The organism is Streptomyces sp. NBC_00158 (assembly GCF_045160885.1).
Classification (GTDB): domain Bacteria; phylum Actinomycetota; class Actinomycetes; order Streptomycetales; family Streptomycetaceae; genus Streptomyces.
In genome coordinates, this window is record NZ_CP108161.1 from 2817372 (window position 1) to 2828966 (window position 11595).

Sequence of the window (11595 nt, forward strand, 5' to 3'; positions counted from 1 at the left end):
GAAGCCACCGACCGCCTGCAACGATACCGGCACACCGGACCGCCCCCGAGGGACGGGGGGACGGCCGGACGGTAGCGTCTGGCGTACAAGCCGCGAACGACGCGGAACGCGCCCTCGTACGCGGGGCGCGCGCCGCCCACGACTCAGGGGAAGTCACAGACTCGATGCCGGACCGCCGCCAGCCCGACCCCTCGACCGACGACAACCCCTTCGCGGCGCCCCCGGAGGGCCGGCCCGACCAGCCGTGGCAGCCCCGGCAGCCGCAGCGGCCGCAGGACGGCGGCGGTCCGGGCGGCGGCCCGGGCGAGCCCGGCGAGGGCGGCCCGGCCCGCTGGGACCCCATGGACCCGGTCCAGCGGCGCGCCCGCTACGCGCTCCTCTCGGGCATGTGGGGCTTCTTCTTCGGCATCTTCGGCATCCCCTCGGTGGGACTGCTGCTGGGCGCGCTGGCCATGTACTGGGGCATCAGCGCCCTGCGCGGCCGCCCGGCGACCGACGCGGAACCCGGCGGCCTGTCCGCCCTCGGCCCGGCGGCCCGCCCGCAGCGCGCGGCGGCGGTGAGCGGCCTGGTCACGGCCACGCTGGCGCTGATGCTGGCGGCCGGCTCGTACGCACTGCAGCTGGCGTACAAGGACTTCTACGTCTGCCGCGACGACGCGCTGACCCGCACGGCGGAACTGGAATGCAACACCCTCCTCCCGGACAACGCGATCGGCAAGATCCTCCGCGTCCAGCGCTGACCCCCTCCCGGGGCGGGCGCCGACCGCTGCGCGGGGCCGGGGAAGTTCTGGCGCAGCGCCGGCCCGGCCGGTGGTCCGGCGCTGCGCGGTGGTGCGGCTGTCAGTCTGGCGCTGCGCGCCGGTGCGGCTCAAGACACGGCGCTACCGCGCCCGCGCCTCAATCGCCGGCGGGGCCGGAGTTGCGCCTGGCGGGGCTGGACGGCCTCGGGCGGAAGTGCGCTGCGCGCACTCCAGCCCGCCGGGTGATCTCCGGCCCCAGCCGGCAAATTCCAGCCTCGCCGGCGATTGAGGCGCTGGGGGCCCCAGCGGTAGCTGGGGAGGGTCTGGGGGCGGAGCCCCCAGGGGGTCCGGGGCGCAGCCCCGGGGAACGGGCGAAGGGCGGGTAGGGGACCTCGCCCCGCGCAGCGGCACCCCGGTCAGGGCTGCGGGCGGCGCCGCGCCAGCACCCGCGCCCCCACCACCGCCGCGGGCAGCACCGGCGGAGCCACCGGCACCACGACCACCGGCGGAGCCACCGGCCCCGCAGGAACCGGCTCCACCGGAGCCACCACCGGCGGAGCCACCACCGCGGGAGCCACCACCGGCGGAGCCACCACCGCGGGAGCAACCAACGGTTCCGCCGCCCTCCGCAACGCCTCCCACCGAAGCTCCCGCACCCCCGAGTCGTGCCACGCGTCCTCCGCCTCCACCCCGCCCCCCGCGGAGCGAACCGGCCGGGTCCGCCACACCTGCACCCCCACCGCCAAGGGCACCGCCAGCACCAGCGTCCACCCCGCCGCCGCGCCCCCGACGGCCCACCACACCGGCCCCACGCCCGCCAGCACCCGCGACCCCAGCGGCCCCGCCGAAGCCGCCGCGAGGCCGGCCATCGCCAGCCCGCACACCACCGCGCCCAGTGCCGCCGTCAGCGCGGTCTCCCCGTACGAGACCTCCCGCGCCCGCCGCACCGCGAACCACCCCACCGCCAGCCCCGCCGCCACCGGCAGCCCCAGCGCCGCCCAGGTGAGCGGCGTACCCGGCCCCGGCGCCGGCAGCGCCGCCAGCAGCGGGAACCTCGGCAGCGCCGCCGCCCCCTCCAGCCCCAGCGGGGTCGCCACCGCCCCGGCGCCCAGCGCGAACCCGGGCCCCAGCCCGTACGCCGCGCCCCACACCATGGCGTTCGGAATCAGCGCCAGCGCGAGCAGCAGCACCGCGAACCGCCCCGACCACACCCCGGTCAGCGCGAGGAAGGAGTTCTGCACCTCCGGCCCGTGCCAGGCCAGCGACACCCCGACGAGCAGGGCCCCGCCGCCCAGCAGGACGAGCACCCCGGCCGCGCCGGAGCGCAGCGCCAGCGCGTACCGGGGGCGGGCCACGGCCCGGCGTACGCTTCCCGGAACCCACCCCGGCAGGGGGCCCGTCGGCTTGCCCTTGGCCGCCCACACCCCGCCTGCGGCGGAGAGCACCGCCACCAGCGGCACGTGCCAGGCCGCGCTGAGCGGGTCCGCCGGCATCGGCCCGCCGGCCGCGTACACGGTGGCGAACGCACCGACCGTCAGATAGCCGCAGGTCACGGCGGAGAACACGGCGGCCGCAGGCAGCACCTCGTCCCCCTCCGCCCCGGCGGCGTCCCCCGAGGCGCTGCCCAGCCGGGCCGCGCGCCGCATGAGCAGCACGGGCAGCGCCACGAGCAGCAGCGGGACCAGGCCGACGGGTGCGGGCACCCCGGAGAGGGTCTCGTAGCGGACGAGTTCGGTGCCGTGGGCCATCAGCCACAGCCCGGCGGCGAGGTGCAGCGCGCCGCCCGGGCCGCTGTCGGGGTAGGGGGAGCTGATCCACAGCACGATCACGAGCACGGCGAGGAAGCCGAGCCCCAGTCCGGCGGCCACGGCGCCGCCCAGCACGCAGGCGGCGGCCGCCGGTGAACGGCGCCGCGGGGCCGCGTGCCTCGGGGCCTCCTGCAACGGCGTCCCGCGTTCGGTCACTTGGGTCACGTGGCCATGGTGCCCTCGACACGCGCTATGTCCTGGTAACAACCGATTTTCCGTTGTGTCGTCCAAGATACGTTTATGTACTTTATTGCCCAGAGCAGCCGTGTCGCGGGGAGAGTGGCATGACACAAGACGTCGAAGCGTCCTCCGGTTCGGAGCTGGGCCTCCCGTCCCCCAAGGAGCGCCGCTGGCTGCGCGAGTCGGGCGGGCTGACGTACGAGGAGGTCGCGGCGGAGCTCGGCGTCACCGCGACCACCGTCCGCTCATGGGAGTGCGGCCGCACCGAGCCCCGCGGGCGCACGCGCGAGGCGTACGCGGCGCTCCTGGACCGGCTCGCGGCCACCGGCGCCGCCCCGGCACGGCCCGTGGCGGCGGGCCCGCCCACGCACCGGCCCCGCCCCACCGGCAAACGCGGCGCGAAGCCGGCCCCCCACCGCCCCCACCCGACCCCGCCCCAGGACGCCCCGGCCGCCGCGGCTCCGACCGGCGCCGCCGCCACACCCGTCGCCTCCGCCCCTCCGAGCACCCCGGCCGACCCCGCCCCACCCCTCGGCCCCGCCTCACCCGCCCGGCCCCGGCCCCACCCGGACGCGGACCCCGCCGCCCACACCGACGCCGGCACACCCGCCGCACCGGCCTGGGCCCGGCCGCACCCGGCCGCGGGCTCCACCGCCCACACCGACCCCGGCGCACCCGCCGCCGCGCCCCCGGCCCCCGGCACACCGACGGCACCCGTCACCTCCGGCACCCCCGGCGGCCCCGACGCACCCATCGGCCCCGACACCCCCGCCACACCGGCCTGGGCCCGGCCGCACCCGGCCGCGCCTCCCGCCTCCGCGCTCCCCGCCGCCGCACCTCCCGCCCCGGCCGAGCCGGACCCCGACCCCGCGCCCACCCCTGAGGAACCGTTTCAGCAGGCCGGTCCCGGCCGGCCGGACCCCGCGCGGGGGGAGCCCGCCCCCGAGCCGGACCCCGCCCCGCCCGGGCCGGTGTACGGGCCCCGCCCGAGACCGCCCCGGGACCCCGTCGAGGCCTTCGACACCCTCTACGACCACACCGCGGCCGCGCTCGTCCGCCAGGCCTACCTGCTCACCGGCCGCCGCGCCCTCGCCCTGCACTCCGTCGAGGTGGCGTTCCGTCAGGCCTGGGGGCGCTGGCCCGAGGTGGCCACCGACCGGGACCCCGTCGGCTGGGTGCGCTCGGCCGCGCACGAGTACGCCCTCTCCCCCTGGCACCGGTTCCGCCGGGCCCACCGCCACCCCGACAAGCCCCCGGCCGACCCCGCCGACCGGGTCCTGCTGGACGCCCTCCTCGCGCTGCCGCCCGTGCACCGCCGTACGGTCCTGCTCTACGACGGCGTCGGACTCGACCTGCCCGACACCGCCGCCGAGACCGAGGCCAGCACCCCGGCCACCGGGCACCGCCTGCTGCGCGCGCACGCCGAACTCGCCCGCCGGATCCCCCTGCTGGCCGGGGTGACGCCCGAACGGCGGTCGGCCATGCTGCGCGAGCGGCTCGGCGCGGTACGGCCCGCCGTCTCCCTGGAGCCGCGCCCGGCCGCCACCGTCCGCACGGTCAGCGAGCACCGGGCCCGGCGGCTGGCGCGGGCCGCGCTCGTCCTGACCGCCGTGATCGCCGCCTCGACGGGCTACACCACCGTCACCGCCCCCGACCACTACGAGCCGCCCGTCGCCCCCGGCACGAGCGTCTCCGGGGTCCCGCCGCTGAGTGGCCCCCCGAGGCTCACCGAGACGAGCCGCTACCTCCAGGACAAGCTCCGCGCCGACCCGGCCGCCGGCCCCCACCGGCTCCATCCGAAGCTCGAATAGCAAAAGGGCGTGGCCCGCACCCCGAAGGGTGCGGGCCACGCCCGTACAACGGTCCTACCAGCGCTTACTTGGCGCCTTCGAGGATCTCGCGCGCCAGCTTGGCCGTCTCGGTCGGCGTCTTGCCGACCTTGACGCCGGCGGCCTCGAGGGCCTCCTTCTTGGCCTGTGCGGTGCCAGAAGAGCCGGAGACGATGGCGCCGGCGTGGCCCATGGTCTTGCCCTCGGGGGCGGTGAAGCCCGCGACGTAGCCGACGACCGGCTTGGTGACGTTCTTCGCGATGAAGTCCGCCGCACGCTCCTCGGCGTCGCCGCCGATCTCGCCGATCATGACGATGAGCTCGGTCTCCGGGTCGGCCTCGAAGGCCTCCAGGGCGTCGATGTGCGTGGTGCCGATGACCGGGTCGCCACCGATGCCGACGGCGGAGGTGAAGCCGATGTCGCGCAGCTCGTACATCATCTGGTAGGTCAGCGTGCCGGACTTGGACACGAGACCGATCTTGCCGGGCTTGGTGATGTCGCCCGGGATGATGCCGGCGTTGGACTGGCCGGGGGTGATCAGACCCGGGCAGTTCGGGCCGATGATGCGGGTCTTGTTGCCCTTGGCGGTCGCGTACGCCCAGAAGGCGGCGGAGTCGTGCACCGCGATGCCCTCGGTGATGACGACGGCCAGCGGGATCTCGGCGTCGATGGCCTCGACGACGGCGGCCTTGGCGAAGGCCGGCGGGACGAAGAGGACGGAGACGTTGGCGCCCGTCTTCTCCATCGCCTCGGCGACGGAGCCGAAGACCGGGACCTCGGTGCCGTCGAAGTCGACGGTCGTGCCGGCCTTGCGCGGGTTCACGCCGCCGACGATGTTCGTACCGTCAGCCAGCATCAGCTTGGTGTGCTTCAGGCCCGTGGCACCGGTCATGCCCTGGACGATGACCTTGCTGTCCTTGTTGAGGAAGATAGCCATGTGAGTCTGTGACCTCTGCCCTTACTTCGCAGCCGCGAGCTCGGCGGCCTTGTCGGCCGCACCGTCCATGGTGTCCACGCGCTGCACCAGCGGGTGGTTGGCGTCCGAGAGGATCTTGCGACCCAGCTCGGCGTTGTTGCCGTCGAGGCGGACGACGAGCGGCTTGGTGACCGCCTCGCCGCGGTCCTCGAGCAGCTGCAGCGCCTGGACGATGCCGTTGGCGACCTCGTCACACGCGGTGATGCCACCGAAGACGTTGACGAACACGGACTTGACGTCCGCGTCGCCCAGGATGATCTCGAGGCCGTTGGCCATGACGGCGGCGGAGGCGCCACCGCCGATGTCGAGGAAGTTGGCGGGCTTGACGCCACCGTGGTTCTCACCGGCGTACGCGACGACGTCCAGGGTGCTCATGACGAGACCCGCGCCGTTGCCGATGATGCCGACCTCGCCGTCGAGCTTGACGTAGTTGAGGCCCTTCTCCTTGGCAGCGGCCTCAAGCGGGTTCGCGGCGGCGTGGTCCACGAACTCCTCGTGGCCCGGCTGGCGGAACTCGGCGTTCTCGTCGAGCGAGACCTTGCCGTCGAGCGCGATGACGTCACCGGAGGCGACCTTCGCGAGCGGGTTGACCTCGACGAGGAGCGCGTCCTCGGCGATGAAGGTCTTCCACAGGGTCACGAGGACCTCGGCGACCTGCTCGGCGACCTCGGCCGGGAACTTCGCCAGGGCGACGATCTCGCGGGCCTTCTCGATGGTCACGCCCTCGTTGGCGTTCACCGGGACCTTGGCGAGCTTCTCCGGGGTCTCCTCGGCGACCTGCTCGATGTCCATGCCGCCGGCGACCGAGGCCATGGCCAGGAAGGTGCGGTTGGTGCGGTCGAGGAGGTAGGAGACGTAGTACTCCTCCAGGATCTCCGGCGCGGTCTCGGCGATCATCACCTTGTGGACCGTGTGGCCCTTGATGTCCATGCCGAGGATGTCCGTCGCGCGGGCGACGGCCTCGTCCGGGGTGGCGGCGAGCTTCACGCCACCGGCCTTGCCGCGCCCGCCGACCTTCACCTGGGCCTTGACGACCGACTTGCCGCCCAGCTTCTCGGTGGCCTCGCGAGCCGCCTCAGGCGTGTCGATGACTTCACCGGCCAGCACCGGTACACCGTGCTTGGCGAAGAGGTCCCTCGCCTGGTACTCGAACAGGTCCACGCGCGTCCGTCCCTTGTCTTCAAAGATTCGCAGTGATTCGCGGTTTGTCTGCTATCTGCGTGGGCGTGCCGCGGAGGGCAACGTGACGGCGCTGTCACTAGGAAGGCGCACACGGTGACCGTGGACGCGGCATGTCCGTCTCGCAGGTTATCCCCGTGGGACGTAGGTCCCTAAATCAGGGATCACACCTGAGCGGTGATACCTGTCACAGATCGCCTCACGGTTGAACTGCGTCTTCGTGTGATCTGCCGATGGCGTGCCCGTCAGGGGACCGGCAGTGGGCGCTTCTCCAGCGCGGCCGCCATCACCTCCGGAAACAGGTCGGGCGTGCAGGCGAATGCGGGCGCGCCCAGTGCCGCCAGGGCCGCGGCGTGCTCGTGGTCGTAGGCGGGAGCCCCTTCGTCGGACAGGGCCAGCAGGGTCACGAACTCCACCCCGGCCGCCTTCATCGCGGCCACCCGGCCCAGCATCTCGTCACGGATCCCGCCCTCGTAGAGATCGCTGATCAGGACGACGACCGTGTCGGCCGGTCGGGTGATCTTGGACTGGCAGTAGGCCAGGGCGCGGTTGATGTCGGTGCCGCCGCCCAGCTGGGTGCCGAAGAGGACGTCCACCGGGTCGTCGAGCTGGTCGGTGAGGTCGACGACGGCCGTGTCGAAGACGACCAGCCGGGTGGCGATCGACCGCATGGAGGCGAGGACGGCCCCGAAGACGGAGGCGTAGACGACCGAGGCCGCCATCGAGCCCGACTGGTCGATGCAGAGGACGACCTCCTTCTTCACCGCGCGGGAGGCCCGGCCGTAGCCGACGAGCCGCTCGGGGACGACGGTCCGGTGCTCCGGGAGGTAGTTCTTCAGGTTGGCCCGGATGGTCCGGTCCCAGTCGATGTCGTGGTGGCGGGGACGGCTGGTCCGCGCGGAACGGTCCAGCGCGCCCGTCAGGGTGGCCCGGGTACGGGCCGCGAGCCGCTGCTCCAGCTGCTCGACCACCTTGCGGACCACGGCCCGCGCCGTCTCCCTGGTGGTGTCGGGCATGGCCTTGTTCAGCGACAGCAGGGTGCCGACGAGGTGCACGTCCGGCTCGACGGCCTCCAGCATCTCCGGCTCCAGCAGGAGCGCGGCCAGCCCGAGCCGCTCGATGGCGTCCCGCTGCATGACCTGGACCACCGGGCCGGGGAAGTACGTACGGATGTCCCCGAGCCAGCGCGCGACGCGCGGGGCCGAGCCGCCGAGCCCGCCGGAGCGCTCCCCCTGCGCCCGCCCGCCGCCACCGCCGTAGAGCGCGCCGAGAGCCCCGTCCATCGCCGCGTCCCGCCCGCCGAGGGTGCATCCGGTGCCGTCGCCCTCCCCGCCGAGCACCAGCCGCCACCGCCGCAGCCGCTCGTCTCCGGCGGTTCCCGTACCGCTCTCCGTCATGTCCCGATCCCCTCTCGTTCCGCGTGCCCCGCCGCCGCCCCGAGGAGCAGCCGGGCCAGGCCGGCCACCGCGTCGGCGCGGGCCGGGTCCAGGTCCGGGGCGAAGCCCGGCGGGGCGGTGGTGGACGCCGTGCGGGCGCCCGGGACGCGCCGGGCCAGCTCGCCCAGGGTCCGCTTCACGCCCGGCTCGTACGCCCCGAAGGTGCGCCGCAGCAGCGGCAGCACGTCGATGAAGGCGCCCTCCGGCACCGACACCAGCCAGGCGTCGACCAGGCCCAGCAGCCGCTCGTCGTGAACCAGCAGCGTCCCGCCACCGGCGCCCCCGGCGAAGCCCTCGATCCAGCCCGCCGAGTCGGCCGGGGAGGCCGCCGGGGACAGGGCGAGCCCCATCAGACGCGCCGTCTCCCCGGCCGGGAGCCGGCCCTCGTCCAGCAGCAGCCGCGCGGCCCGCCCGCGTATCCGCCCCGGTACGGTGTCCCGCCCGGCCAGCGTCCGCAGCACCGCCGACCAGCGCTCCCGCAGCCCCGGGGCCGCGTCGGCCAGCAGCCCGACCGCCCCGTGCACCCCGTCGACGTGGCCCTGCAGCTCCGCCGCCCCGTCGGCGTCGAGCCCGGCCGCGCAGGCGGGCGGCAGGGCCACGCAGATCCGCTCCGCCAGCCCGGCCGCGACCGTGCCCAGCGCCGACGCGTCCGTGCCCCGTACGTCCCCGTACCGCAGCGCGCGGGCCAGCGCGGGCAGCGCCCCGGCCAGCCGGGCCACGTCCGTGTCCAGCGCGGCCCGGTCGGCGAGCGCCCGCAGCACCGCGGGCAGGGCCCCCGACAGCCCAGCCAGCAGGCAGCGCTCGGCCAGCGCGGTGACCTCCCCCAGCTCCCCGGCGGCCGCCGCGTCGGCCTCCGCCTTCGCGGTGGCCGCGCCCGGCACCGTGGTGCCCCAGATCCCGGCCTCGGCGACCCGCACCGACAGCTCCGGCTCCCAGCACAGCCGCCAGGTCTCCCGGAAGGTGCCCGTGCCGCCGCGGGAGGCCGTCGGGGTCCCCCAGTCGATCCCGAGCAGCCGCAGCCGGTGCAGCAGCAGGGACTTGGCCGCGTCGGAGTCCTTGCGCAGGTCCAGCTCCAGCTCGCGCCGCTGCGCCTCGGCCTTGAGCCGCAGGGTGCGCTGCCGGCGCGTCAGGTCCCGCTGGAGCGGTACGACGGGCGCCGCGTCCGGGACCTCGCCGAGCACGTCCCCGACGACGAGCCGGTCCTCGACCAGCGCGAGCGGTACGTCGGAGCCGTCGCACATCACGGCCCGGACCGCCTCCAGGGTCTCCGTGAGGCCGGGCAGCGGGCGGCCCCGCACGGCGGCGAGCGTCTGCGCCAGCCGGACCGCCTCGATCACGTGCGCGGAGGAGACCTGCCGGTCCTCCTCCCGCAGCAGCCCGGCGACCTTGGTCAGCCAGCGCTCGACGGGCCGGTCCCGGGCAGCGAACAGGTGCGCGTACCAGCCGGGCGAGGTGACGCCCGCGCCGTACCCGCCGGCGCGGGCGAGCCTGCGGTGGCTCCACGGCACCCAGGTGGTCTCGACCTTGACCTTGGGCAGCCCGGTGAGCAGTGCCCGGTCCGCGGCCACCGTGGACCGGGCCCGCAGCGCCGGGACGTGCCAGGCCCCGCACACCACGGCGTAGTCGTCCCCGAACTCCCTGCGGGCCGCCCGCATCCGCTGCCGCATGTGCGCCTCTCGGACCAGGTCGCGGGCGTGGCCGCCGTCGCCGTAGGTCTCGCGCAGGACGGCCATGGCCTCCCCCAGGGCCTCGAAGACGGCCAGCGGGTCCCGCGCCTCCCCCGTGCCCCGGTGCTCGACCACGTCCTCCCACCAGTGCTCGGGGTCCTCGTACCCGGCGGTCTCCGCGAGCACGGCGAGCGGGTCGACCCGGACGGCGCCGGCCTCGCGGGCGTCCGGCTCCTCCTCCCGGGGCCCGGCCAGCGTGTGGGCCGCGGGCAGGTCGATGAAGCGCACCGGCACGTCCCGGGCCTGTGCCCAGCGGAGGGCGGCCCACTCCGGGGAGAAGGCGGCCAGCGGCCAGAACGCGGCCCTGGCGGGGTCGTCCGCCGCGTGCGCGAGGAGGGCGACGGGCGGGCGCATCCCGGGGTCGGCGGCCAGCGGCAGCAGCGCGTCCCCCTCGGGCGGCCCCTCGATCAGCACGGCCCGCGGCCGCGCCCGGTCCAGCGCGGCGCGTACCGCGCGGGCCGAGCCGGGCCCGTGGTGGCGGACGCCCAGCAGCAGTGGTCCCGCGGCCGCCGGGCTCATGCCGTCACCTCCCGGCAGGCGCGGTAGAAGTCCTTCCAGCCGTCCCGCTCGCGGACGACCGCCTCCAGGTACTCCTGCCAGACGACGCGGTCGGCGGCCGGGTCGCGGACGACGGCCCCGAGGATCCCGGCGGCCACGTCGGAGGGGCGCAGGACGCCGTCCCCGAAGTGCGCGGCCAGGGCGAGGCCGCCGGTGACGACGGAGATGGCCTCGGCGGTGGAGAGGGTGCCGCTGGGCGTCTTGACCTTGGTGCGGCCGTCGTCGGTGACGCCTTCGCGGAGCTCGCGGAAGACGGTGACGACCCGGCGGATCTCCTCCAGTCCCTCGGGGGCGGCGGGCAGGTCCAGGGCGCGGCCCATCTGGTCGACGCGGCGGGCGACGATGTCGACCTCGGCGTCGGCGGTGGCGGGCAGCGGCAGGACGACGGTGTTGAAGCGGCGGCGGAGCGCGCTGGAGAGCTCGTTGACCCCGCGGTCGCGGTCGTTGGCGGTGGCGATGAGGTTGAAGCCGCGTACGGCCTGCACCTCCTGGCCGAGCTCCGGTATGGGGAGGGTCTTCTCGGACAGGACGGTGATGAGGGTGTCCTGGACGTCGGCCGGGATGCGGGTGAGTTCCTCGACGCGGGCGGTCATGCCCTCGGCCATGGCCCGCATGACGGGGCTGGGGACGAGGGCCTCGCGGCTCGGGCCGTGGGCGAGGAGGCGGGCGTAGTTCCAGCCGTAGCGGATGGCCTCCTCGGGGGTGCCGGCGGTGCCCTGGACGAGGAGGGTGGAGTCCCCGCTGACGGCGGCGGCGAGGTGTTCGGACACCCAGGTCTTGGCGGTGCCGGGGACGCCGAGCAGGAGGAGGGCGCGGTCGGTGGCGAGCGTGGTGACGGCGACTTCGACGATCCGGCGCGGCCCGACGTACTTGGGCGTGATGACGGTGCCGTCGGCGAGGGTGCCGCCCTGGAGGTAGGTGGCCACGGCCCACGGGGAGAGCTTCCAGCGGGCCGGGCGGGGCCGGTCGTCCTGCGCCTCCAGGGCTTTCAGTTCGTGCGCGAAGGCGTCCTCGGCGTGCGGTCGCAGGGCCTCGGTTCCGGTGCTGCTCTCGGGCGTGCTCATGGTCCCCCTCCAATGCTCGGCAGCCGCTCCCGGCCGCTGGAACCACGGTGCACCATGCCACTGACAACGCCCCTTGTTCCGGGCGTCGTTGCAGGTCA

At 75.4% G+C, this 11595-nt stretch carries 8 protein-coding genes; 2 read left to right on the forward strand and 6 right to left on the reverse strand.

From position 1 onward, the window contains the following. Nucleotides 1–164: 164 nt before the first annotated feature. Nucleotides 165–740: a hypothetical protein gene (locus tag OG553_RS12755; RefSeq protein ID WP_405979111.1), complete on the forward strand. Its 576-nt coding sequence runs from the start codon at nucleotides 165–167 to the stop codon at nucleotides 738–740. A gap of 416 nt (nucleotides 741–1156) precedes the next feature. Here OG553_RS12755 and OG553_RS12760 read toward each other — a convergent pair whose 3' ends face one another. Beyond that, the gene (locus tag OG553_RS12760) at nucleotides 1157–2713 is read right to left on the reverse strand and encodes a DUF6350 family protein (protein WP_405979112.1); all 1557 of its coding nucleotides are present in this window, start codon (nucleotides 2711–2713) and stop codon (nucleotides 1157–1159) included. A gap of 119 nt (nucleotides 2714–2832) precedes the next feature. Between OG553_RS12760 and OG553_RS12765 the strand changes: the two genes are divergently transcribed. After that, nucleotides 2833–4539 carry a helix-turn-helix domain-containing protein gene (locus tag OG553_RS12765; protein WP_405979113.1) on the forward strand — a complete coding sequence of 569 codons (1707 nt, stop codon included), beginning with the start codon at nucleotides 2833–2835 and terminating at the stop codon, nucleotides 4537–4539. 64 nt (nucleotides 4540–4603) lie between these two features. Here OG553_RS12765 and sucD read toward each other — a convergent pair whose 3' ends face one another. The 5 genes from sucD to OG553_RS12790 form a co-directional block, all read right to left on the reverse strand. Beyond that, nucleotides 4604–5494, reverse strand: coding sequence for a succinate--CoA ligase subunit alpha (sucD, locus tag OG553_RS12770; protein WP_405979114.1), 891 nt, complete (start codon nucleotides 5492–5494; stop codon nucleotides 4604–4606). 21 nt (nucleotides 5495–5515) lie between these two features. Then, nucleotides 5516–6694, reverse strand: coding sequence for an ADP-forming succinate--CoA ligase subunit beta (gene sucC / locus OG553_RS12775; protein WP_125818842.1), 1179 nt, complete (start codon nucleotides 6692–6694; stop codon nucleotides 5516–5518). A 263-nt stretch (nucleotides 6695–6957) separates the two neighbouring features. Further along, complete coding sequence (locus tag OG553_RS12780; protein WP_405979115.1) at nucleotides 6958–8109, reverse strand: VWA domain-containing protein; 1152 nt, start codon at nucleotides 8107–8109, stop codon at nucleotides 6958–6960. Next, nucleotides 8106–10394, reverse strand: coding sequence for a DUF5682 family protein (locus OG553_RS12785; RefSeq protein ID WP_405979116.1), 2289 nt, complete (start codon nucleotides 10392–10394; stop codon nucleotides 8106–8108). The genes OG553_RS12780 and OG553_RS12785 overlap by 4 nt, the downstream gene beginning before the upstream one ends. Then, nucleotides 10391–11497 carry an AAA family ATPase gene (locus tag OG553_RS12790; RefSeq protein ID WP_362467161.1) on the reverse strand — a complete coding sequence of 369 codons (1107 nt, stop codon included), beginning with the start codon at nucleotides 11495–11497 and terminating at the stop codon, nucleotides 10391–10393. The genes OG553_RS12785 and OG553_RS12790 overlap by 4 nt, the downstream gene beginning before the upstream one ends. Between the last annotated feature and the right edge of the window lie 98 nt (nucleotides 11498–11595).

What these genes read in the sequence shown, in the direction of transcription:
- OG553_RS12790 (WP_362467161.1), bottom strand. Translation starts at nt 11,497, where the DNA reads ATGAGCACGCCCGAGAGCAGCACCGGAACCGAGGCCCTGCGACCGCAC.
- OG553_RS12785 (WP_405979116.1), bottom strand. Translation starts at nt 10,394, where the DNA reads ATGAGCCCGGCGGCCGCGGGACCACTGCTGCTGGGCGTCCGCCACCAC.
- OG553_RS12780 (WP_405979115.1), bottom strand. Translation starts at nt 8,109, where the DNA reads ATGACGGAGAGCGGTACGGGAACCGCCGGAGACGAGCGGCTGCGGCGG.
- OG553_RS12765 (WP_405979113.1), top strand. Translation starts at nt 2,833, where the DNA reads ATGACACAAGACGTCGAAGCGTCCTCCGGTTCGGAGCTGGGCCTCCCG.
- sucD (WP_405979114.1), bottom strand. Translation starts at nt 5,494, where the DNA reads ATGGCTATCTTCCTCAACAAGGACAGCAAGGTCATCGTCCAGGGCATG.
- OG553_RS12755 (WP_405979111.1), top strand. Translation starts at nt 165, where the DNA reads ATGCCGGACCGCCGCCAGCCCGACCCCTCGACCGACGACAACCCCTTC.